The sequence below is a fragment of the uncultured Roseovarius sp. genome, assembly GCF_913054395.1.
GTDB lineage: Bacteria > Pseudomonadota > Alphaproteobacteria > Rhodobacterales > Rhodobacteraceae > Roseovarius.
Genome location: NZ_CAJXIP010000060.1, coordinates 1 through 20,678, shown reverse-complemented (window position 1 = coordinate 20,678; position 20,678 = coordinate 1). Strand labels below are relative to the sequence as shown.

The window sequence follows — 20,678 nt, the reverse complement described above, 5'->3', positions numbered from 1 at the left end:
TGACGGCTCTGCCGATCATCGAAACCCAGGGTGGTGACGTTTCGGCGTTTATTCCGACCAACGTGATCTCGATCACCGACGGCCAGATCTTCCTTGAGACCGAGCTTTTCTACCAGGGTATCCGCCCTGCTGTGAACACCGGTCTGTCGGTTTCGCGGGTTGGCTCTTCGGCGCAAACCAACGCGATGAAATCCGTTGCCGGTCCGGTGAAACTTGAACTGGCTCAGTATCGCGAAATGGCGGCCTTTGCTCAGTTCGGCTCTGACCTCGATGCCTCGACACAGCAATTGCTGAACCGTGGTGCGCGTCTGACCGAGCTGATGAAGCAGGCACAGTATTCGCCGCTGACCAACGCCGAGATCGTCTGTGTGATCTATGCCGGTACCAAAGGCTATCTCGACAAGATCGGCGTTGATCAGGTGGGACGTTTCGAGGCTGGTTTGCTGGGCCACCTGCGCGGCAAGCATGCCGATCTGCTGGACTACATCACCAAGGAAGATCCCAAGATCAAGGGTGAGGCCGAAGAGAAGATCAAGGCCGCGCTGGACGAATTCGCCGCTGACTTCGCTTAAGGGGAGATAAGGCAATGCCGAACCTCAAGGACCTTAAAAACAGGATCGCGTCGGTCAAATCGACCCGCAAGATCACAAAGGCCATGCAAATGGTTGCCGCGGCGAAACTTCGCCGCGCGCAGGAGGCTGCCGAACAAGCGCGCCCTTATACCGAGCGGTTCAATGCCGTGATGGGTAAACTGGCGGCATCAGTGGGCGACGCGGAAAACGCGCCGGTCCTGTTGCGCGGCACGGGCGAAGACAAGGTGCATCTGCTGGTTGTCATGACCGCCGAACGCGGGCTTTGCGGTGGCTTCAACGCCAATATCGCAAAGCTGGCCAAGGCGCATGCCGCAGATCTGCTGTCCGAGGGCAAGACCGTTAAAATCGTCACCGTTGGCAAAAAAGGCCGCGATGCGATGAAACGGGAATTCGGTCAGTATTTCGTGGATCACGTCGATCAGTCGGGCATCAAGCGCATCGGTTATGGCGATGCGCAGGCGGTGGCGGAAAGTATTCTGAAAAGCTTTGACGCCGGCGAATTCGACGTCGCGAAGATCTTTTTCTCGCGCTTTGAGAATGTGGTCAGCCAGATCCCGACCATGCAGCAGATCATTCCTGCTGATGTGAGCGATGCGGCAGAGGCAGCCGATACCGGCACGTTCTATGATTACGAGCCCGACGAGCAGGCGATCCTTGCGGACCTTCTGCCGCGCGGTGTTGCGACAGCCATCTTCAGCGCAATGCTGGAAAACGGTGCGTCGGAGCAGGGCGCGCGGATGTCCGCCATGGATAACGCGACACGCAACGCGGGTGAAATGATCGACAAGCTGACAATCGAGTTCAACCGCTCGCGTCAGGCCGTGATCACGAACGAGCTTATTGAAATCATTTCGGGCGCGGAAGCGCTTTAAGAAAACCGGAGACGTAAACATGGCAAAAGCAAATGGCAAAGTGACCCAGGTCATCGGCGCCGTGGTGGACGTTCACTTTGACGGCCACCTGCCAGCGATCTTGAACGCGCTGGAAACCGATAACAATGGCAAGAAACTGATCCTGGAAGTGGCTCAGCACCTTGGTGAGAGCACTGTTCGCACCATCGCGATGGATGCCACCGAAGGTCTGGTCCGCGGTCAGTCCGTGACAGACAGCGGCGAGCCGATTTCGGTTCCCGTCGGCAACGCCACCCTGGGCCGCATCCTGAACGTCATCGGCGAGCCGGTTGACGAGCAGGGCCCGGTCAAGGCGGACGAGCGCCGCGCGATCCACCAGCCTGCTCCTGAGTTCGCCGAGCAGTCGACAGAATCCCTTGTCCTCGAGACAGGCATCAAGGTCGTTGACCTTCTGGCACCCTACGCCAAGGGTGGTAAGATCGGCCTCTTCGGCGGTGCTGGCGTGGGCAAAACCGTTCTCATCATGGAACTGATCAACAACATCGCCAAAGTGCACTCGGGTTTCTCGGTGTTCGCGGGTGTTGGCGAACGGACCCGTGAAGGCAATGACCTTTACCACGAGATGATTGAATCGGGCGTTATCGTTCCCGACAATCTGACCGACTCCAAAGTGGCGCTGGTCTATGGCCAGATGAACGAGCCCCCGGGCGCGCGTATGCGGGTTGCCCTGTCGGGTCTGACCCTTGCGGAACAGTTCCGTGACCAGTCGGGCACAGACGTTCTGTTCTTCGTCGACAACATCTTCCGCTTTACGCAAGCGGGCTCTGAGGTGTCGGCGCTTTTGGGTCGTATTCCTTCGGCCGTGGGTTATCAGCCGACGCTGGCCACCGACATGGGTGCCCTGCAAGAGCGGATCACCTCGACCAAAGCCGGGTCGATCACCTCGGTTCAGGCGATTTACGTGCCTGCGGACGACCTTACCGACCCTGCCCCGGCGACTTCGTTTGCCCACCTTGACGCCACGACCGTTCTGTCGCGCGCGATCTCCGAGCTGGGCATCTACCCGGCCGTTGACCCGCTCGATTCGACATCGCGTCTGATGGATCCCGCCGTTGTGGGGGAAGAGCACTATCAGGTTGCACGTGACGTTCAGGGCATCCTGCAACGCTACAAGTCGCTGCAAGACATCATCGCCATCCTGGGCATGGACGAACTGTCGGAAGAAGATAAGCTGACCGTTTCGCGCGCGCGCAAAATTCAGCGCTTCCTGTCACAGCCGTTCGACGTGGCGAAGGTCTTTACCGGGTCCGACGGTATTCAGGTTCCGCTGGAAGAAACCATCGCATCGTTCAAGGCAGTTGTGGCCGGTGAATACGATCACCTGCCCGAAGGTGCCTTCTACATGGTTGGCGGCATCAGCGACGTGATCGCGAAAGCCGAACGCATGGCTGCCGACGCGGCCTAAGTAACGCGTGCAGACCCCGAGCGGATCACATAAGTGCGTCGCTCGGGCGCTGCATCATCAAGGAGGCCCAAATGGCTGATACAGTGCAATTCGATCTGGTGAGCCCTGAGCGGCTTCTGGCATCGGTCGCCGCCAAAGAGGTGCAGATCCCCGGTGCCGAGGGCGATCTCACGGCCATGGCCGACCATGCGCCGCTGATCACCACGCTGCGCCCCGGTATTCTGAAGGTTTCAGGCGCCGATGGCACTCGCGAATACGTCGTCACCGGCGGATTTGCGGAAATCAGCGGCGATAGCGTTTCGGTTCTCGCCGAACGTGCCGTGCCGCGTGAAGATATGACCGCGGAAGAGTTCAAGGCCATGGTCGCCCAGGCGACGGACAAGCTTGCGCATGCGCAGGAAACCTTTGTCAACGAACCCGGCCCCGTGGATGAGGCCGCCAAGCTTTTGGCGGATATGGTCGCGATCGGCGATCACATCGGTCTTTCGGCCAATTAAGGCCGCAAGCGAGTAACATCTAAAGGGGCCGTTTTGCGGCCCTTTTTTTCTTTTTCAGTTCTCAATTCTGCCAAGAACCCTTACTACAAAAGGCCGGACCCAAGAGGCAAAGCCATGAAAGTTTTCATCAATCAGGCCATTGGTATTGATCAGGGCGATGATGTGCTGTTTGCGGATTATGCAGACGGCGGCGAGATGTGGACCGGCCACGGGGCGCGGGAGCGACGCACAAAGGTTGTGTTCAGCAAACCGTTCAAGTCAGAGCCCGCCGTGCATATTGCCATGTCGCTCTGGGATATGGACAGTGCCACCAATGTGCGCGCCGATGTGACGGCGGAAATGATCACCCGCGAAGGCTTTGACGTGGTGTTTCGAACCTGGGGCGACACCCGCGTTGCGCGTGTCCGCGTGCGCTGGATGGCGATCGGCGAACTGTTCCACGACGACGACTGGCAGGACGTTTATTGAGATGAGGGGGGGCGTAGGTTTCGCCCGCCCTGCGCCAATCGCCCCCGTCCGATTGGTCAGAGTCCGCTTTGATCAGATCCCGAACTGGCCCTCATAGACCGGCTCAAGGGTGGGGGTCTCGAACAGTGACGACACGCTTGTGCCGTTCCAGATATTGAGAATCGCCTGGGCAAAGACCGGTGCCGTGGGCAGGATGCGGATGTTATGCGCGGCGCGCACAGCGGCAGAGGGCGCAATCGTGTCGGTCAGGACGAGGGACTTCATTACCGATTTCTCGACCCGCTCGACCGCCGGGCCCGACATGACGCCGTGGCTGATATAGGCGTGCACCTCTGAGGCCCCGTTTTCCATGAGCAGCTCTGCCGCCTTGCACAGAGTGCCGGCAGTGTCGCACATATCGTCAACCATCAGGCATTTCTTGCCACGGACATCGCCGATCACGGTCATTTCGGCCACTTCGCCGGCTTTCTCGCGGCGTTTGTCGACGATCGACAGGGGGGCCTCGATCCGCTTGGCCAGTTCACGTGCCCGGGCCACGCCGCCAACGTCCGGCGAGACGATCATCAGGTCATCCATCGCGCCCTTGAATTGCATCATGATATCAAGCGCAAAGATCGGCGAGGCATAGAGGTTGTCGACCGGAATGTCGAAAAAGCCCTGGATTTGTGCGGCATGCAGATCCATCGTAAGCACCCGCTCGATCCCCGCCTCGACGATCATGTTCGCCACCAGCTTGGCCGAGATCGGCGTGCGCGCCTTGGAACGGCGATCCTGGCGGGCATAGCCGAAATAGGGGATCACGGCGGTGATGCGTGCCGCCGAAGAGCGGCGCAGGGCATCGGCCATGATCAGCAATTCCATGAGGTTGTCATTGGCCGGGTTCGAGGTGGGCTGGATGATGAACATATCCTCGCCGCGCACGTTTTCGTAAACCTCGACAAAAATCTCACCGTCGTTGAAGCGCTCGACCCGAGCGTCGACAAGCCCCACGTTGACGCCACGATGCATTGACATCCGCCGTGCAATAGCCGTGGCAAGTGGCATGTTGGCATTGCCCGAAATAAGCTTGGGTTGCGATGATGTTGACATAGTGAGGTCCCCGGCTGTGCGATGTGACAGATTCGTGATGTTGACACCGCTTAGCATGTGCCTAGGGTCAGGCAAAGCTATGCAACGGGGGAGCGTGCCAAAATGGCCCATATCGACTATTATTTTTCAACTTTGTCACCCTATGCCTATCTGGCGGGTACCGGGTTGGAGGAAATTGCGGCCAGACACGGCGCGACGGTGACCTACAAGCCGCTTGATATCATGGCGCTGTTTGCGCGCACCGGCGGCACCCCGCCCGCCGAACGCCATCCCGCGCGCAATGCCTATCGCGCGCAGGAACTTCCGCGGCAGGCGAAAAAACGCGGCATGGCGCTTAATCTCAAGCCTGCACATTGGCCGACCAACCCGGCGCCCTCATCTTATGCGATCATTGCCGCGCAAAATGCGGGCGGCGGTGATCTTGGGGCGCTGGTGCATGGCATCATGCGCGCCTGTTGGGTGGATGATCGCGATATTGCCGGGGATGACGTGGTGCGCGAGTGTCTGGAAAAGGCCGGGTTCGATCCCAAGCTGGCCGATAGCGGTTTGCTGAGCGGGGCAGAGACCTATGCCCGCAACCTTGAAGACGCGGTGAATGCCGGGGTTTTCGGAGCGCCTTTTTACGTGGTGGACAGCGGGCAAAGTTTTTGGGGGCAAGACCGCCTCGACGAGCTTGATCTTCACCTGGCGGGCAAGCTCTGATCCCATGCCACGTGCCGAAAAGGCCGGGGTCGAGACCTATTGGTCAACATTCGGGCAGGGGCCGCGCGCGGCCCTGATGATCCATTGCGCCTTGGCCCATAGTTCAAGCTGGGGCGGCATGGGGCGCGCGCTGTCAAGCGCGTTAACCATGACTGCCTTTGATCGGCCCGGAAATGGGCGCAGTGCGGATTGGGATGGCTGCGGCGAAATACAGGAACTGAACACCCGGATCGCGGCCAGCTTTCTGGACGGTCCCGCGGATATCATCGGACATTCCTTTGGGGCGACGGTGGCCTTGCGGCTTGCGGTCGAGCGCCCCGATCTGGTGCGCTCGTTAGTTCTTTATGAGCCGGTGTTTTTCAGCGTGGCCCTTGCCGACCGGCCCGAACTGCGTGCGCCCCACGAGGCGGAAATGGCGGGCTATTCGCAGGGCATGGCCACCGGCGATCATCACAGCGCGGCAGAGGGGTTCATCCGGGTTTGGGGCGACGGGCGCCACTGGGCCGATTATCCCGAGGCCGCCCGCGCCTCAATGGCCGCGCATATGCCGGAGATCGAGGCGGCGAATCCTGCGCTCTATGATGACGTGGGCGACATGCTGGCGAGCGGCGCGCTGGAGAAGATCGTCGCGCCTGCGCTCTTGCTGGAAGGAAGCCGGTCCCCCGAGATTATCGCGGCGATCAACGAGGGGTTGGCAACGCGTCTCGGGCGGGTCGAGAGGTCGGTGATCATGGGAGCCGGGCATATGGGGCCAATCACCCATCCCGAACAGGTCAGCGCAGAGGTCCTGCAATTTCTGAGCTGGACGTGAGGGGGGGGATCAGCCGCGTGCGATGTCGAGAAACTCTGCGATTTGGCCCTCACTGATCGACCAGTCACAGACCAGCCGCATCATCAGCGGCTCGTCAGCGGGGCCGCTCTCAAGCGGACCGTCATAGAGGCCATAGGCTGCCCCCGCCGCCTTGAGCCGCTGATGCGTGGCGCGGGGCAGGGTGGCAAAGATCATGTTGACCTCTGGCTCGACCACGACATCGGCCTCTGGCAAGTCGCGCAGCCCGGCAACCAATGTCGCGGCGCGGGCATTGGCTGTGCGGGCAAGCTCAAGCCAAAGATCGTCCTTCAGGTAACCCAGCATCTGCGCCGACAAAAACCGGTGCTTGGAGAACAGATGCGCCGAGCGCTTGCGCCGAAGCTCGAATTCCCAGGCGTTTTCGGGGTTGAAAAAGATCACGGCCTCGACCCCGAGACAGCCGTTCTTGGTGCCGCCCATGCTGACGGCGTCAATCCCGGCCTTCCAGGTCATTTCGGCGGGTGTGCACCCAAGCGCGGCCACCGCATTGGCAAAGCGCGCGCCGTCAAGGTAGGTCGGCAAGCCATGATTGCGCGCCACAGAGGTCAGCGCCGCCAGTTCGTCACAGCCATAGACCCGGCCCCGCTCGGTGGCCTGCGTGAGGGCCAGCGGTCCGTGCTGGGCAACATGCACATCGCCTTTGGGCCAGGCGGCAATCGCGGCCCTCAGATCGTCGGGCGTCATCTTGTCGGCCGCGCCGGTCAGGCTTAGCTTGGCACCGCCGGTAAAGAACTCGGGGGCGTTGCATTCATCCGTATGGATATGTGCCAGCGGCGTGCAAAAGACTGTCTGCCAGGGCTGTGACAGGGTCGCCAGCGCCAGGGCATTCGCCGCCGTGCCGGTTGCGACCAGGTAAACGCTGGCCTGTGGCGCCTCGAACAGGGCGCGGATCTGATCGCGTACTCGCTCCATCAGGGCATCTTCGCCGTAAGACGGTTGAAACCCGGTGTTGGCCTCGGCCATGGCCGCCATCACCGAAGGGTGCGCGGGGCCGGTATTATCAGAGCCAAAAAACATCAGATCGGTTCCTCGATTATATGATCTTCCCACTCGTCCTCGGGAACCTCGAACTCGGGGAGGGTGCGTGATTGCATCGACACGCGGGCGTCATGCACGCTTTGCGGATCGCCCGAGACAAGCGGGTGCCAGTCAAAAAGCGGCTTGCCCTGATGCAACAGTTTGTAGGCGCAGGTTTCGGGCATCCAATAGAGGTGGCCGTCAAGATTTTTCGGGCTGAGCGAGATGCATTCCGGCACGAACTGATGGCGGATCGGATATTGCGAACAGCGACAGGTGGTGTCGTCAAACATCCGGCAGGCGATCCGGGTCAGGACGACTTCGCCGCTGTCTTCATCCTCAAGCTTGTTCATGCAGCATTTGCCACAGCCATCGCAGAGCGCTTCCCATTCGTTTTGGGTCATGCGCTCAAGCGGGGTGGTTTTCCAGAAGTCGGGGCGCAGGCCGCTGCGGTCAATCGGATCGCTCATAGGGCGGCCAGGATCTGGCGGGCGCGCAGGCAATCGGCATCCATCTGGGCGATGAAGATTTCCAGGCTGTCAAAGGTTTCTTCCGGGCGCAGGTATTCGACAAGACCGACCGACAGGTCGGTGCCGTAGAGATCGCCGGAAAAGTCGAAAATGAAGGTTTCCAGATTGGCAACCTCGCCGTCGAACATCGGGCGCACCCCAAGCGAGGCGGCGCCGTGATAGGTGCCCTTGTGGGGCCCGTCGAGGATATCGACCAAAACGGCATAAACCCCGAACCTGGGCGGGTGCAGCCCGGCAATCGACATGTTCGCGGTAGGATAGCCAAGCGCGCGCCCGCGCTGTTCGCCGCCCACGACAGGGCCTTCGATACGGTGCCAGTGACCAAGCATGCTGGCGGCGCGTTTCGGATCGCCCTCTGACAGCGCGCGCCGGATCGCGGTCGAAGAGACCTGTCCGGCATCGCCTTCCAGAAGCCGGGCGATGGTCACGCCAAAGCCCATCTCGGCGCCGAATGCCTCGAGATCGCCGGCATTGCCTGCGCGCCCCTTGCCAAAGCAGAAATCGGCGCCGACCACCACATGGCGCAGGCCAAGGCCGTCGCTGATGACCTTGCGGGCGAATTCCGCTGGCGTCAGCGCGCTGAGGGCGGCGTTGAAATTGATCTCGTAAAGCCGCTCGACCCCGAGCTTTTCAAGCCGGTGCGCACGCGCCTCTGGCCCCATGAGGCGAAAGGGCGGCGCATCGGGCGCGAAGTATTCGCGCGGGTGCGGCTCGAACGTCAGAATGCCAAGCGGGGCGTTGATCGCGGCACCGGCCTCGCGGGCGATGTCGATCACCGATCGGTGGCCAAGATGCACGCCATCGAAGTTGCCGATGGCGGCGCTGGCGCCACGATCGGCCTCGGTGACGTATTGGAAATCGCGGATGATATGCATGGCGCTAGGCCTAGCGCCGCCAAGGCGCGGGCGCAAGCCTGAACACGCGCTCAGTTTGGCGTGGCGCGCCGGTGGCGCTGCATGATGGCGATGGCAACATAGGTCACCATCAGAAAGGCAGATATCCCGGCCAGAAACAACAGCAGGGCGGCCATCATCGGCGACAGGGCGGCACCGACCGGCAGCGCCCCGGAGAGTGCATCGGGCAAGGCGCCGGTGGCAATGGTCACGCCAAGGGTCGTGCCCAGCCATGCCAGCATCGCCCCAAGCCCGAGCCGGAGCGTGACCCCAAGCGGCCCGCGTCGCGCCCTGAGGCCCCGGCGCAGTGCGGCGATCTGGCGGGCAAGGTCCTGTTGCATGGCGATCAGCGCGGGCACCACCAAAAGCACCAGAAGCATGCCAAAGCCAAGGCCATAGACCAGCGTGATCACCGTCGGCTTGAGAAACTGCGCCTGCGTCGAGCGTTCAAACAGCAGCGGCGTCAGTCCCAGAACCGTGGTAAGTGTGGTCAGAAGTACCGGGCGCAGCCGGTCGGCAACCCCGTCGATAATGGCGGGGATCACGCCGCGCTCGCGGGCGTATTCGTCAATCGCCGTCACCAGAACGATGGAATCGTTGATGATGATCCCGGTCATCCCCAACAGGCCGACCACCGTGAACATGCTTAGCGGCACGTCCCATTGCGCATGGCCATAGATCGTGCCGACAAGGCCGAAGGGAATGATCGCCATCACCACAAGCGGGCGGGTCCAGCTTGCAAAGACCAGCGACAGCACAAGGTAGATCCCCAGAAGCGTCAGGATCAGGCCAAGCCGGGCGTCGGCCATGAACTCGTCCTCTTGCTCGGACAGGCCGGCAAGGCGCCATTCGACCTGATATTCGCTGGCCACTTCGGGCAGGATTTCGGTTTTCAAAAGCGCGCTGATCTCGCTGGCGCGGGCCGGATCGTCCTCGGAGATGTCACCGGTCACATTGATCAGCCGCAGGCCGTTTTCGCGCCGCACCGTGGAAAAGCCGGTGCGCTGTGTGACGCTGACGATATCGGCCAGCAGAACATAGTCGCCGCCCGGCGTGCGCAGCTGCATCCGCTCCATGAAATCCGCCGTCAGCTCGCCCTCGGGCAGCTCGACACGCACCTCGGCAGAGCGCGACCCGTCGGGATAGGTCGCGGCCTCGATCCCGCCAACCCGGTGGCGCAAAACGCGCCCCAGATCGTCGATTGCAAAGCCAAGTGCCTGTCCCTGCGGGGTCAGTTCAAGGATCAGTTCCTCTTTGTCATAGGCAAGATTGTCTTCAACCGCCGAAACCTCGGGAAAACGCGAAAGCGCCGCCTTGAGCGCCTCGGCGGCGGATTTCAGGATATCGGCGCTTGCGCCGTAGAATTGCACGTCAAGCGCGTCACCGCCGGGGCCGGACCGGCCGCCGCGAAAGCTCAGGGTTTCGACCAGCGGGTGACGTTCGACCCGGTCCTGAAGGTCGGCGACAAAGGCAAAGCTTGAATAGGGCCGCAGGTCGGCGTCGATCAGCTCGATCGTGATGCCGCCAAGCAAATCGGCGTCCTTGCTGTCGGCCCCGGCAAGCCCGCGCCCTGCCGTGCCACCGATCTGGGCAATCACGTAATCGAGCGGATTGACGCCGTGTTCGGCCTCGTATTCGGCGCCAAGCGTCTCGGTGGCGCGCTGCATCTCGCGCATCATGGCAAGGGTGTCGTCGCGGGTGGCGCCGGGGCTCATGGCGAAGTTGCCGCTGACGCTGCCGCGTTCGGGGGCGTTGAAAAACCGCCATGTGACATCGCCGCGGATAAAGACTGCCGCCTGACCTGCCAGCAAGAGGATGGCGCCCGCCAGCACCACATAGCGCGCCCGGATCACAAGCGCGATCAGTGGGCGAAAGGCGCGCTCGCGAAACCAACCAAAGCCGCGATTGACCACCCGGCTTGGCCAGTCATACCAATGCAGCCGCCCTGAATGGGCAAGCGCATGTGCCATGTGATGGGGCAGGATCAGGAAACACTCGATCAGACTTGCGATCAGCACAGCAATCACGGTGAAGGGGATGTCGTAGATCAGGTTGCCAAACCGTCCGCCGATCACCGCCAGCCCGAAAAACGCGATCAGCGTGGTCAGCGTGGCGGAAAACACCGGAAGCGCCATGCGGGCGGCGGCGCGCTCGGCGGCGACCATCGGCGGCTCGCCCAGTTTGCGCAGGCGCGCATCGGCGTGTTCACCGACCACGATAGCGTCATCGACCACGATGCCAAGGGTGATGATAAGCGCGAAAAGCGAGATCATGTTGATCGTAAGCCCGGCGGCAAACATAAGCGCCATCGCCGCCATCAGGGCGACGGGAATGCCCGCCGCCACCCAGAAGGCGGTGCGTGCGTTGAGAAACAGGAACAACAGCCCGATCACAAGCGCCAGACCGGTCAGCGCATTGTCAAGCAGCATGGCGATGCGCCCCGAAATGGCCTCGGCGCGGGTGCGGATAAGGGTGATGTCAACGCCTTCGGGCAGGGTTTCGGCCATCTGGTCGGCGAGGATCTGGACCTTGTCCTGGATATCAAGTGCATCGCCGCGCGCCGAGCGGTCGACACGTACGGTTATGGCCGGTTCGTCGCCGACGAAATAGGCGATCTCGCGCGTCACCCCCTGAACACGGACGCGTGCCACGTCGCCCACCGTCAGCGCCGTGCCGTCGGGATTGGAGCGCAGCACCACATCGGCAAGCTGATCCGGGCGCCGCTTTTCCACGCCGGTGCGAATGCGGGTATTGGTGCCGGTCATGTCGCCCGCCGGGTCGGCGGTGATTTCGGCGGCAAGGGCGGCGGCGATCTCGGCCATGGTGATGTCATTGGCGATCAGGCTGGTCGAGGGCACTTCGACGATCGTTTCGGGCGCGGCGACGCCCTGAATGGTGGTGCGGGTGACGCCCGCATCAAACAGGCGGATCACGAATTCGTCCGCCAGAAGCGCGAGTTGCTGAGGGCCGACCGGGCCGGTGATCACCACATCGGTCACCCGGTCACGCCATGCCCCGCGCCGCACGACCGGCTCGTCGGCCTCTTCGGGCAGGGTGGTGATGATGTCGAGGGCGGCCTGTACCTCGTCGGCGGCGCGCCCCATGTCCCAGCCGGGTTCGAATTCAAGGGTAAGGGTGGCGCTGTTCTCGCGGCTGCTGGCGCTTGAGCTTTCGACGCCCTCGACCGCCAGAAGGGCGGGTTCGAGAAGCTGGACAATGGCGTCGTCGACATCCTCGGCGCTGGCGCCTTCCCAGGTGACCGAGACACTTATGTTGTCGATCACCACATCCGGAAAGAACTGCGCGCGCATGCGCGGCAGGGCGGCAAGGCCAAGCGCCAGCATCACCACAAGCAAAAGGTTCGCCGCCGTGCGGTGGCGGGTGAAATAGGACAGGATGCCCTGTAGTGGCCCGGTGGGCGCGCCCTGCATGGCCTATCCCCCGATCTTGCGTTCAAGCCGCTCGACCATGCCTGCGGGAACGCGAGGTTTGTCGAGCTGGGCCAAAAGGCGCTCTTTAACGGCGGCGGGCATGTCATTGCTTGACTGTACGAAGGACACCAGCCGCGCGCGCCGGTCGGGGCTGAGTTCCACCAGGTTGGCGGGTTTGGCGGTGCCCTCGTCGCCCTCTTGCATCGCCGCTCCGGGCGAGAGCCGCCGCACCTTGATGCCGGGGCCAAGCACCGGGGTGCGCTGGTTCACCACCTCGCGCCCGGCTAGCCCCGGCGCCCGCACGAGGATATCGTTGCCCTGACGGCGCAAAAGGGTCACGGCGCGCGCCTCAAGCCGGTCGTCAGCCGCCAGCACAAGCACCGCGCCATCCGCGCCTAGCGCCGAAGCGGGCAGGGTGATGACGCGATCAAGCGGCGGCTCGTCGATGCGCAGGGTGACGAAATCGCCGGGCTTCATCGCCGGGGCATTATCCAGCGTCGCAAAGATCAGCCGCCCGGTGCGCCCCTCGCCGACGGCGGCGCTGTCGCGCGAAATCCGCCCTGTGGCGGTGAGTTCAAGGCCAAACACATCAAGGCTTACCCGGACCGGCGCCGGGATCAGGGCGCCCTTGTCATCGAGAAGCCGGGCATATTGCGGGGTCGAGACGCGAAACGCCACCTCAAGCGAGGTGGCATCGACAAGCTGCGCCAGTTGTTCATTGGCCGATACAAGCCGCCCGGCCACGACGCTTACGTCGCTTAGCGTGCCGCTGAAACCGGCGGTGATCCGGGTTTCGGCAAGGCGGCGCTCGGCCTCGGAGAGCAACAGGTCGGCACGCGCAAGATCGGTCGCCGCCTGATCAATCCGCGCCTCGGCGAGGGCAAGCGCCTGACGGCTGCCCAGCACCGATTGGCGGGCCTGTGCGGCGGCAAGCTCGGCGGCCTCGACGGTGGCGGTGGTGCCCACGCCGCGCGATTGCAGGTCGCGCTGACGGGTCAGGGCCCGTTCCTGCAAGGCGTATTGATCGCGCGCCGCCTCAAGCTCGTCGCGCGCAAGATCAAGCGCGCGAGCGGCCTCGCGTTGTTCTGCCTCGGCATCCATCCGGTCGGCGCGGGCGCGGTCACGTGCGGTTTGCGCATCGGCTGGGTCGATGCGGGCCAGGAATTGTCCGGTGCGGACCTGTCCGCCCTCGACGAAATCGGGGGAAAGTTCGGTTATGATGCCGCTGGCCTGGGTGCGCAGTTCCAGCGTGCGCCGGCTCTGGATCTGGCCAAAGGCCGTCAGGACCGGGGTTGCGCGGGCCTCTTGTGCAAGGGTGGTGCGCACCGCAAAGACACGCTCGCGGCGATCCGGCTGGCGTGGTTCCTTGGCCATGCGCTCGGACACGGCGCTGACCACGGTCTGACCGGCATAGGCCAAAAGCCCCAAGGTCAGCGACAGAAGGAACAGCCCCGTCAGGCACTGGCGCAAAAACCGCATGAAACGCAACCCCATGATATGGCCCAAACCGCAGATGGACCCCTTGGAAATGTAACCCTGACAGGTGAAATGCCAAGCCTGTTGGGCGTTATACGCCGGGCTGCGTTATTTCCGTCGCTGATGTTCGTCCAATCGCGGCATGATCTCGACGAAGTTGCAGGGCCGGTGGCGATAATCAAGCTGAAGCTTGAGGATTTCATCCCAGGCATCGCGACAGGCGCCGGGGCTTCCGGGCAGGGCAAAGAGATAGGTGCCGCCCGCAACCCCGCCTGTGGCGCGGCTTTGCACGGCGCTGGTGCCGATTTTGCTCATGCTGACCATGGTGAACACCGTGCCGAAGGCGTCGATTTCCTTTTCATAGACATCGCGGTGCGCCTCGACGGTGACATCGCGCCCGGTAAGGCCGGTGCCGCCGGTCGAGATCACCACGTCAATGTCGTCGCGCGCGATCCACGCACGCAACTGCTCTGCGATCTCGGCGCGTTCGTCGCGCAGGATCATGCGGTCGGCAAGGGTGTGTCCGGCGGCCTCAAGGCGATCAACAAGGGTCGCGCCGGATTTGTCCTCGCTCAGGCTGCGGGTGTCGCTGACCGTGAGAACGGCAATGCGCACGGGGATGAAGTCTTTGGTTTCGTCAATGCGGGACATGCTGGGTCAACTCCGTTCCAAAAGGGCAAGGCGGGCGGCGAGGGCGGTAAAGATCACGGCCGATATCGCGCCAAGCCCGCGGGAAAAGCGCGCCGAGGTCGCCATGCGGCGGCCAAGCGAGGCCGCAAAGACGCCAACCGCGCCGTTGATTGAAAAGCCGCCAATCGCCAGCACCAGCCCGAAGATCAGGAACTGTGCCAGGATCGCGCCGCGCGCGGGATCGACGAATTGCGGCACGAAGGCCAGCACGAAAAGGATCACCTTTGGATTGGTGAGATTGACCATCATGCCCGCCCGAAAGGCGCGGGCCACGCCAAGATCGGGGGCATCCGGGCGCGGGGGCTGCGCGCGCAGCGCACCTACCGCCAGCCACAAGAGATAGGCCACGCCGATCCAGCGGATCGCATCGAACAGCCAGGGCAGCGCCGCCACCACCGCCCCAAGGCCAAGCCCGGCCAGCGTGATATGCACCATGCCGCCCGCCGAAATGCCGGCACTTGCGGCCACCGCCGCGCGCGGCCCGGAGCGCAGCCCAAGCCCGAGGCAGAACATCATATCCGCCCCCGGCGTCAGGTTGAGGGCAAGCCCCGCCGGAACGAAGGCCAAAAGAACAAGCGGGTCGATGATCATGCGGGGAACTCGAACCAGTTGACGGTGGGGCCGAGGTTGACCACGCGGGTGGCGCCGATCTGGCCGGTAACGCCCCAGCTGTCGTGGATATGGCCGCAAAATGCGAGGCGCGGCTGAATGCGCTCGATTGCATCGCGGATCGCCGTCGAGCCGACCGATTGTCCGGTCGAGGTGACATCGGCCAGGCCCTTGGGTGGGGAATGCAGGATCAGGATGCCGGCGGTGGTGCAGGGGGCAAGCATAGCGCTCGCCTGGGCCTCGGACAGATCGCAGGACCAGGCGCCAAACGGCGTAACCGGCACGCCGTACCCCAGCCCGAAAAGCCGCAGATTGCCGATCTTCGTGCCGCTGCCATGCAGCACGGTCATGTTGGGCAGGGCGGCGGCGCGCAGGTCCGGTGCGCTTTCGGCATTGCCGGGCACCACCACCATCGGCGCGGTGATCGTGCGCAGAAGATCCATCGCCTCGTCAAGACCCTGGCGCATGTTGCAAAAGTCGCCTGCGCCGATGACAAGGTCGGCCTCTGCGCTGGCCGCGACCAGATCGGCGGCACGCGCGCGCGCCAGATGCAGATCGGAAAAGGCGAGAATCTTCATGCCCCGCCCCGAAGCCGCGCCTGAAGCGACAGAAGATCAGCCCATGCCTCGCGCTTGGCCGAGGGCGTCCGCAACAGATAGGCCGGATGCACCATCGGCAGCGCCGGTTTGCCAAAGGCCGTCGTCCAAGTGCCGCGCAACCGGGTGATGCCGCGCTTCTCAAGCCCCGCATCACAGCTTATGTTGCCCATCAGCACCACGAAATCCGGATTGGCAAGCGCCACGTGGCGGGCCAGGAAGGGCCGCATCATCGCGATTTCATCCGCGGTGGGATCGCGGTTTTGCGGCGGGCGCCAGGGCAGGACATTGGTGATATAGATCCCGTCCTCGGGGCGCTTGGGGGCACGGCCAAGGCCGATGGCGGCGAACATGCGGTCCAGAAGCTGCCCGGCGCGCCCGACGAAGGGGCGGCCTTCGCGATCCTCGTCGCGCCCCGGCGCCTCGCCGATGATCATCACGCGGGCGCCGGGCGTGCCGTCGCTGAACACCAGATTGCGCGCCCCGCGTTTCAGATCGCAATGCGGGAAGGCCGCCAGTGCGTCTTTCAGATCTTCAAGCGAGCCTGCGTTGGCGGCGGCGGATGTGGCGGCCGCGACAGGATCGACCACCGGCTCGGGGCCCGGCGCGGCCGTCGGCGCGGTGGGCGCCGGGGGCGCGGTGGCGGGTTTGGCGGATTTTTCCGGCAGCTCATAGCGGTTGACGGCGGTGTCGCCAATCGCCTCGGTCGCGCCGAGTTCGATTTGCCAGGCCAGCAAGGCCTTTGCGTCGTGATATCCGAGAACCGATTCCATGACCATAAGCTACCTCGGGCGGACGCCGCGTGAAAGCCGCGATAGTTGCGGGCTGCAAACCAGCGGAATTTGAGTATTTGTGGAAAGATGAAAGCCCCGGCTTGCCCCTGAGGCATGCGGTTTTTATAAGCGGGGAAAATCGGAATGGAGGCGGCATGACCTTTTCACACTCCCACCTTTTGGGGATCGAGCCACTGGCGCCTGCCGATATTACCGCCATTCTGGATCTGGCCGATGATTACGTGGCGCTGAACCGGCGTGATGTGAAGCATGGCGATGCTCTTGACGGGCTGACGCAGATCAACATGTTCTTTGAGAATTCGACCCGCACGCAGGCCAGCTTCGAGCTGGCCGGCAAGCGCCTTGGGGCGGATGTGATGAACATGGCGATGCAGGCCAGCAGCATCAAGAAGGGGGAGACCCTGATTGATACGGCGATGACCCTCAATGCGATGCATCCCGATTTGCTTGTGGTGCGCCATCCCCATTCGGGGGCGGTGGATCTTTTGGCGCAAAAGGTGCGCTGCGCCGTGTTGAATGCAGGCGACGGGCGGCACGAACACCCCACCCAGGCGCTTTTGGATGCGCTGACGATCCGGCGGGCCAAGGGGCGGCTTCACCGTCTGAATGTCGCGATTTGCGGCGATATTGCGCATTCCCGCGTGGCGCGGTCGAATCTCTTGCTGTTGGGCAAGATGGAGAACAGGGTGCGTCTGATTGGGCCGCCGACCCTGATGCCCGCGCAGATTCGAGAATTTGGCGTCGAAGTTTACGACGACATGCGCGAAGGCCTCAAGGATGTGGATGTGGTGATGATGCTGCGTCTTCAGAAAGAGCGGATGGATGGCGGGTTCATCCCGTCGGAGCGGGAATATTACCACCGTTACGGGCTTGATGGCGAAAAGCTTGCCTATGCTCGCGAGGACGCGATCGTGATGCATCCCGGACCGATGAACCGCGGTGTCGAGATTGATGGCGAGATTGCCGATGACATCAACCGTTCGGTCATTCAGGATCAGGTCGAGATGGGCGTTGCGGTGCGCATGGCGGCGATGGATTTGCTGGCGCGCAACCTGCGCGCGCGGCGCGCAGAGGCGGGCGCGGCCATATGACCACGGTCCTGCGAATCCCCGAGGGCGAGGCGCATGTGCTGCGGGTGTTTTCCGTTGGCGAGAAGCCAGAGGCGCCGCTTGCGGATGAGGCTGTTTTGCAGGCGCTGGGCGCAGAAGTGATCATCACCGCCGAGGTCGAGCTTTTCGATGTGAGCGATTTGCAGGATTTGCCCTTGTCGGACTATCTTGCCGAGGGCCACGGCATAGCGCGCGATCAGCTTGACCCGATGCGTGCGCAGCTTGACGGCCTGCGAGGGCGGGTCGTGTTGGTGCCGTCGCGCGCCTTTGAGGGGCGCGCGCAGGAGATGCGGCCACAAGCCCCGTTGCGGATGATCGGGCGCTTTAGCGAAGATGTGGCGCCGGTCAGTTTCGTGCCTTTGCCTGCCGGCGGGGCGCAGGGGGTGATCTCTTTGCGGCCTGACAGGCGGCCACAGCGCCAAAGGGCGGCGCGCTGGCTGGCGCTCGGGTTCTTTGCGGTTCTGGCGCTGGTTCTGGCGATGGTGATCAGTCTTGTGGTGCTGCCGTGATGGAGGAGGGGCTTGTCTATTCGATGGTGCCGACCACGCCGCTTTTGGCGGGCGAGCGGGTGATGCACAGCTTTGCCCCCGATCGCGCTACCTATTGGCGTGACCATGCCTGGCTTGCGGCGGCGGCTATGGCGCTTGGCATGCTGGCGCTTTGGCTTGCGGGCAATCCGCACGTCTGGACCGGGGCAGTTGGCGGGTTTGCCGCAGTAGCGGTGCGCGCGTTTTACGTGGCCTCGGACGAATTGCAGGCGCGGTGGGATCTGACCGACCGCCGCCTTTTGGGCCCCCAGACACGCGCCGTGCCGCTGGCGCAGGTCGCGACCCTGCGCGGCCTTGGCAGTGCGGTGCAGGTGGTGACCAGAACCGGCGACAAGCATCTGTTGAAATATCAACCCGACCGCGCCGATACGATGGCCCGGATCAGGGCGGCGATTGCCGCAGCATAAGGAGAGCGCGATGCAGGAACCGAAAGACCCCAAGATGTCGGGCCGGATCGCGATGATCGCCCTTTTGGTCATATTCGCCCTCACCGGGGTGATGATCTGGGTGGCGGCATGAGTGAGCTGCGTAGACGGTGGACTTCAGACAGAAAGACTGGCCAATGAGCAAAACCCTTTTCACCAACGCCCGGCTGATCGACCCAGAGGCAGGCACGGACAGGCTTGGCTGGCTCTTGGTCAAGGGCGGCAGTATCGCCGCGCGTGGCACGGAGGCTGAACCGAAAGCCGAGACCGTGATCGACTGCGGCGGTCAGTGCCTTGCGCCGGGTATCGTCGATATCGGGGTCAAGGTCTGCGAGCCGGGCGAGCGGCACAAGGAAAGCTATCGCTCGGCCGGCCTTGCGGCGGCGGCGGGGGGGGTGACCGCCATGGCCACGCGGCCCGATACATTGCCTTCGATCGACAGCCCCGAGGTGCTTGAATTCGTGGCCCGGCGCGCCAATGAGGCGGCGCCGGTCAACGTGCTGCCGATGGCGGCGCTGACCAAGGGGCGCGAGGGGCGCGAGATGACCGAGATCGGTTTTCTGATGGATGCCGGTGCGGTTGCCTTTACCGACTGCGATCATGTGGTGCGTGACAACAAGGTGTTGAGCCGCGCGTTCACCTATGCGCGCAGCCTTGGCGCACTGGTCATTTGCCACCCGCAGGATCCCGGTCTTAGTGCCGGCGCCGCTGCGACGAGCGGCAAGTTCGCCAGCCTGCGCGGCCTGCCTGCGGTGTCGCCCATGGCCGAGCGGATGGGACTGGATCGCGATATCGCGTTGCTGGAAATGACCGGGGCCAAGTATCACGCCGATCAGATCACCACCGCACGCGCCCTGCCGGCGCTTGAGCGGGCCAAGCGCAACGGGCTTGATATCACCGCGGGCACGAGCATTCACCACCTCACGCTGAACGAGCTGGACGTGTCGGATTACCGGACCTTTTTCAAGGTCAAGCCGCCGCTGCGATCCGAAGAGGATCGGCAGGCGGTGATCGAGGCGCTGCGCTCGGGGTTGATTGATATCATCAGCTCGATGCACACGCCGCAGGACGAAGAAAGCAAGCGCCTGCCCTTCGAAGAGGCGGCCAGCGGCGCGGTGGCGCTTGAAACGCTGTTGCCCGCCGCCCTGCGGCTTTATCACGCCGAGGCGCTGGACCTGCCGACGCTGTTCCGGGCGATGTCGCTTAATCCGGCGCGTCGGCTTGGGCTTGCGTCGGGGCGGCTGGCGGTGGGGGCGCCTGCGGACCTGGTGCTGTTCGATCCGCATAAGCCGTTTGTGCTGGATCGCTTTGCGCTCAGGTCGAAATCCAAGAACACGCCCTTTGACGGCGCGCGCCTGCAGGGTAAGGTACTGGCAACTTATGTTGCCGGAACCCCTGTTTATGAGGCCGAGTGATGCCGCTTTTTGAAACCACGAGTGCCGGTCTGATCCTCTGGGCCGTGATCGGCTATGGGCTTGGGGCTGTCCCGTTTGGCATGGTGCTGGCGAAGATCATGGGCCTTGGCAATCTGCGCGAGATCGGATCGGGCAATATCGGTGCGACCAATGTGCTGCGGACCGGAAACAAGCTGGCGGCGGCGCTGACGCTGCTTCTGGATGGCGGCAAGGGGGCGGTTGCCGTTCTCCTGGCGCGGGTCTTTGCCAATGAGGACGCGGTGCAGCTTGCGGCGCTGATGGCCTTTATAGGCCATTGCTATCCGGTCTGGCTTGGGTTTCGCGGCGGCAAGGGAGTCGCGACTTTTCTCGGGATCATGCTGGCGCTGGCTTGGCCGGTGGGGGTTGCCTGCTGTCTGACATGGCTGGTTGCGGCGCTGATCAGCCGGGTATCGTCAATGGGCGCGATCATGGCGGCGGCGTTGTCGACGGGATGGGCGGTTGTTCTGGGCTATGGCGAGGTGCTTATCCTGGCATTCGTATTGACCCTGCTGGTGTTCTGGCGTCATCGCAGCAACATATCGCGGATCAAGGCCGGGACGGAGCCGAAAATCGGTCAAAAGGGGTAAGGGCGGAGCGAGGGGCGCTGCC

21 protein-coding genes and 1 pseudogene are annotated in these 20,678 nt (G+C 63.3%); 12 read left to right on the top strand and 10 right to left on the bottom strand.

What is annotated here, in order from left to right; all coding sequences use genetic code 11:
• The 5 genes and pseudogenes from QZ522_RS10065 to QZ522_RS10045 all read left to right on the top strand — a co-directional run.
• Positions 1 to 572 (top strand): annotated as a pseudogene (locus QZ522_RS10065) (F0F1 ATP synthase subunit alpha); the annotation flags it as partial.
• 14 nt (positions 573 to 586) lie between these two features.
• Positions 587 to 1,465: a F0F1 ATP synthase subunit gamma gene (locus QZ522_RS10060; protein WP_294610633.1), complete on the top strand. Its 879-nt coding sequence runs from the start codon at positions 587 to 589 to the stop codon at positions 1,463 to 1,465.
• A 19-nt stretch (positions 1,466 to 1,484) separates the two neighbouring features.
• Positions 1,485 to 2,909 (top strand): F0F1 ATP synthase subunit beta, encoded by a 1,425-nt coding sequence (atpD, locus tag QZ522_RS10055; RefSeq protein ID WP_294610632.1) that lies wholly within the window; start codon positions 1,485 to 1,487, stop codon positions 2,907 to 2,909.
• A gap of 71 nt (positions 2,910 to 2,980) precedes the next feature.
• Entirely contained in the window at positions 2,981 to 3,406 is a 426-nt protein-coding gene (locus QZ522_RS10050; protein WP_294610630.1) for a F0F1 ATP synthase subunit epsilon, read from the top strand.
• A gap of 114 nt (positions 3,407 to 3,520) precedes the next feature.
• Positions 3,521 to 3,874, top strand: a complete 354-nt coding sequence (locus QZ522_RS10045; protein WP_294610628.1) for an H-type lectin domain-containing protein — start codon at positions 3,521 to 3,523, stop codon at positions 3,872 to 3,874.
• 72 nt (positions 3,875 to 3,946) lie between these two features.
• Here the strand turns inward: QZ522_RS10045 and QZ522_RS10040 are convergent, their stop codons facing one another.
• A complete protein-coding gene (locus QZ522_RS10040; RefSeq protein ID WP_294610626.1) occupies positions 3,947 to 4,963 on the bottom strand; it encodes a ribose-phosphate pyrophosphokinase in 1,017 nt (338 codons plus the stop codon).
• Between the two features lie 102 nt (positions 4,964 to 5,065).
• Here QZ522_RS10040 and QZ522_RS10035 point away from each other — a divergent pair, with 102 nt between their 5' ends.
• Positions 5,066 to 5,665 carry a 2-hydroxychromene-2-carboxylate isomerase gene (locus QZ522_RS10035; protein WP_294610624.1) on the top strand — a complete coding sequence of 200 codons (600 nt, stop codon included), beginning with the start codon at positions 5,066 to 5,068 and terminating at the stop codon, positions 5,663 to 5,665.
• A 4-nt stretch (positions 5,666 to 5,669) separates the two neighbouring features.
• Positions 5,670 to 6,476 carry an alpha/beta hydrolase gene (locus QZ522_RS10030; RefSeq protein ID WP_294610622.1) on the top strand — a complete coding sequence of 269 codons (807 nt, stop codon included), beginning with the start codon at positions 5,670 to 5,672 and terminating at the stop codon, positions 6,474 to 6,476.
• 9 nt (positions 6,477 to 6,485) lie between these two features.
• Here the strand turns inward: QZ522_RS10030 and QZ522_RS10025 are convergent, their stop codons facing one another.
• The 9 genes from QZ522_RS10025 to QZ522_RS09985 form a co-directional block, all read right to left on the bottom strand.
• Positions 6,486 to 7,532, bottom strand: a complete 1,047-nt coding sequence (locus QZ522_RS10025) for a beta-eliminating lyase-related protein (RefSeq protein ID WP_294610620.1) — start codon at positions 7,530 to 7,532, stop codon at positions 6,486 to 6,488.
• Complete coding sequence (locus QZ522_RS10020; RefSeq protein WP_294610617.1) at positions 7,532 to 8,002, bottom strand: YcgN family cysteine cluster protein; 471 nt, start codon at positions 8,000 to 8,002, stop codon at positions 7,532 to 7,534. Before QZ522_RS10020 ends, QZ522_RS10025 begins: the two co-directional genes overlap by 1 nt.
• Entirely contained in the window at positions 7,999 to 8,937 is a 939-nt protein-coding gene (locus QZ522_RS10015) for a bifunctional riboflavin kinase/FAD synthetase (RefSeq protein WP_294610615.1), read from the bottom strand. The genes QZ522_RS10020 and QZ522_RS10015 overlap by 4 nt, the downstream gene beginning before the upstream one ends.
• 50 nt (positions 8,938 to 8,987) lie before the next feature.
• On the bottom strand, positions 8,988 to 12,386 hold the full coding sequence (locus QZ522_RS10010; RefSeq protein ID WP_294610613.1) for an efflux RND transporter permease subunit: 3,399 nt from the start codon (positions 12,384 to 12,386) through the stop codon (positions 8,988 to 8,990).
• Positions 12,387 to 12,389: 3 nt separating this feature from the next.
• Positions 12,390 to 13,865 (bottom strand): HlyD family efflux transporter periplasmic adaptor subunit, encoded by a 1,476-nt coding sequence (locus QZ522_RS10005; protein WP_294610611.1) that lies wholly within the window; start codon positions 13,863 to 13,865, stop codon positions 12,390 to 12,392.
• Between the two features lie 105 nt (positions 13,866 to 13,970).
• Positions 13,971 to 14,513 carry a molybdenum cofactor biosynthesis protein B gene (gene moaB / locus QZ522_RS10000; protein WP_294610607.1) on the bottom strand — a complete coding sequence of 181 codons (543 nt, stop codon included), beginning with the start codon at positions 14,511 to 14,513 and terminating at the stop codon, positions 13,971 to 13,973.
• Positions 14,514 to 14,519: 6 nt separating this feature from the next.
• Positions 14,520 to 15,143 carry a LysE family translocator gene (locus QZ522_RS09995; RefSeq protein ID WP_294610604.1) on the bottom strand — a complete coding sequence of 208 codons (624 nt, stop codon included), beginning with the start codon at positions 15,141 to 15,143 and terminating at the stop codon, positions 14,520 to 14,522.
• Positions 15,140 to 15,739 (bottom strand): metallophosphoesterase family protein, encoded by a 600-nt coding sequence (locus tag QZ522_RS09990; RefSeq protein ID WP_294610601.1) that lies wholly within the window; start codon positions 15,737 to 15,739, stop codon positions 15,140 to 15,142. The genes QZ522_RS09995 and QZ522_RS09990 overlap by 4 nt, the downstream gene beginning before the upstream one ends.
• Complete coding sequence (locus QZ522_RS09985; protein ID WP_294610598.1) at positions 15,736 to 16,530, bottom strand: uracil-DNA glycosylase; 795 nt, start codon at positions 16,528 to 16,530, stop codon at positions 15,736 to 15,738. The genes QZ522_RS09990 and QZ522_RS09985 overlap by 4 nt, the downstream gene beginning before the upstream one ends.
• Before the next feature lie 155 nt (positions 16,531 to 16,685).
• Here QZ522_RS09985 and QZ522_RS09980 point away from each other — a divergent pair, with 155 nt between their 5' ends.
• From QZ522_RS09980 to plsY, 5 genes are all read left to right on the top strand, one after another.
• On the top strand, positions 16,686 to 17,642 hold the full coding sequence (locus QZ522_RS09980; protein ID WP_294610595.1) for an aspartate carbamoyltransferase catalytic subunit: 957 nt from the start codon (positions 16,686 to 16,688) through the stop codon (positions 17,640 to 17,642).
• Complete coding sequence (locus QZ522_RS09975) at positions 17,639 to 18,169, top strand: hypothetical protein (protein ID WP_294610592.1); 531 nt, start codon at positions 17,639 to 17,641, stop codon at positions 18,167 to 18,169. The genes QZ522_RS09980 and QZ522_RS09975 overlap by 4 nt, the downstream gene beginning before the upstream one ends.
• Positions 18,169 to 18,615 (top strand): hypothetical protein, encoded by a 447-nt coding sequence (locus tag QZ522_RS09970; RefSeq protein ID WP_294610589.1) that lies wholly within the window; start codon positions 18,169 to 18,171, stop codon positions 18,613 to 18,615. The genes QZ522_RS09975 and QZ522_RS09970 overlap by 1 nt, the downstream gene beginning before the upstream one ends.
• A gap of 155 nt (positions 18,616 to 18,770) precedes the next feature.
• Positions 18,771 to 20,048 carry a dihydroorotase gene (gene pyrC, locus QZ522_RS09965; RefSeq protein ID WP_294610586.1) on the top strand — a complete coding sequence of 426 codons (1,278 nt, stop codon included), beginning with the start codon at positions 18,771 to 18,773 and terminating at the stop codon, positions 20,046 to 20,048.
• Entirely contained in the window at positions 20,048 to 20,656 is a 609-nt protein-coding gene (gene plsY, locus QZ522_RS09960) for a glycerol-3-phosphate 1-O-acyltransferase PlsY (RefSeq protein ID WP_294610584.1), read from the top strand. The genes pyrC and plsY overlap by 1 nt, the downstream gene beginning before the upstream one ends.
• Positions 20,657 to 20,678 lie beyond the last annotated feature (22 nt).

Excerpts from the sequence above, each read along its gene's own strand:
- pyrC (WP_294610586.1), top strand. The coding sequence starts at position 18,771 with ATGAGCAAAACCCTTTTCACCAACGCCCGGCTGATCGACCCAGAGGCA.
- QZ522_RS10050 (WP_294610630.1), top strand. The coding sequence starts at position 2,981 with ATGGCTGATACAGTGCAATTCGATCTGGTGAGCCCTGAGCGGCTTCTG.
- QZ522_RS10060 (WP_294610633.1), top strand. The coding sequence starts at position 587 with ATGCCGAACCTCAAGGACCTTAAAAACAGGATCGCGTCGGTCAAATCG.
- QZ522_RS10010 (WP_294610613.1), bottom strand. The coding sequence starts at position 12,386 with ATGCAGGGCGCGCCCACCGGGCCACTACAGGGCATCCTGTCCTATTTC.
- QZ522_RS10035 (WP_294610624.1), top strand. The coding sequence starts at position 5,066 with ATGGCCCATATCGACTATTATTTTTCAACTTTGTCACCCTATGCCTAT.
- atpD (WP_294610632.1), top strand. The coding sequence starts at position 1,485 with ATGGCAAAAGCAAATGGCAAAGTGACCCAGGTCATCGGCGCCGTGGTG.
- QZ522_RS10045 (WP_294610628.1), top strand. The coding sequence starts at position 3,521 with ATGAAAGTTTTCATCAATCAGGCCATTGGTATTGATCAGGGCGATGAT.
- plsY (WP_294610584.1), top strand. The coding sequence starts at position 20,048 with ATGCCGCTTTTTGAAACCACGAGTGCCGGTCTGATCCTCTGGGCCGTG.
- QZ522_RS09970 (WP_294610589.1), top strand. The coding sequence starts at position 18,169 with ATGGAGGAGGGGCTTGTCTATTCGATGGTGCCGACCACGCCGCTTTTG.
- QZ522_RS10015 (WP_294610615.1), bottom strand. The coding sequence starts at position 8,937 with ATGCATATCATCCGCGATTTCCAATACGTCACCGAGGCCGATCGTGGC.
- QZ522_RS09975 (WP_294610592.1), top strand. The coding sequence starts at position 17,639 with ATGACCACGGTCCTGCGAATCCCCGAGGGCGAGGCGCATGTGCTGCGG.
- QZ522_RS10040 (WP_294610626.1), bottom strand. The coding sequence starts at position 4,963 with ATGTCAACATCATCGCAACCCAAGCTTATTTCGGGCAATGCCAACATG.
- QZ522_RS09990 (WP_294610601.1), bottom strand. The coding sequence starts at position 15,739 with ATGAAGATTCTCGCCTTTTCCGATCTGCATCTGGCGCGCGCGCGTGCC.
- QZ522_RS10005 (WP_294610611.1), bottom strand. The coding sequence starts at position 13,865 with ATGCGGTTTTTGCGCCAGTGCCTGACGGGGCTGTTCCTTCTGTCGCTG.
- QZ522_RS09985 (WP_294610598.1), bottom strand. The coding sequence starts at position 16,530 with ATGGAATCGGTTCTCGGATATCACGACGCAAAGGCCTTGCTGGCCTGG.
- moaB (WP_294610607.1), bottom strand. The coding sequence starts at position 14,513 with ATGTCCCGCATTGACGAAACCAAAGACTTCATCCCCGTGCGCATTGCC.
- QZ522_RS09980 (WP_294610595.1), top strand. The coding sequence starts at position 16,686 with ATGACCTTTTCACACTCCCACCTTTTGGGGATCGAGCCACTGGCGCCT.
- QZ522_RS10030 (WP_294610622.1), top strand. The coding sequence starts at position 5,670 with ATGCCACGTGCCGAAAAGGCCGGGGTCGAGACCTATTGGTCAACATTC.
- QZ522_RS09995 (WP_294610604.1), bottom strand. The coding sequence starts at position 15,143 with ATGATCATCGACCCGCTTGTTCTTTTGGCCTTCGTTCCGGCGGGGCTT.
- QZ522_RS10020 (WP_294610617.1), bottom strand. The coding sequence starts at position 8,002 with ATGAGCGATCCGATTGACCGCAGCGGCCTGCGCCCCGACTTCTGGAAA.
- QZ522_RS10025 (WP_294610620.1), bottom strand. The coding sequence starts at position 7,532 with ATGTTTTTTGGCTCTGATAATACCGGCCCCGCGCACCCTTCGGTGATG.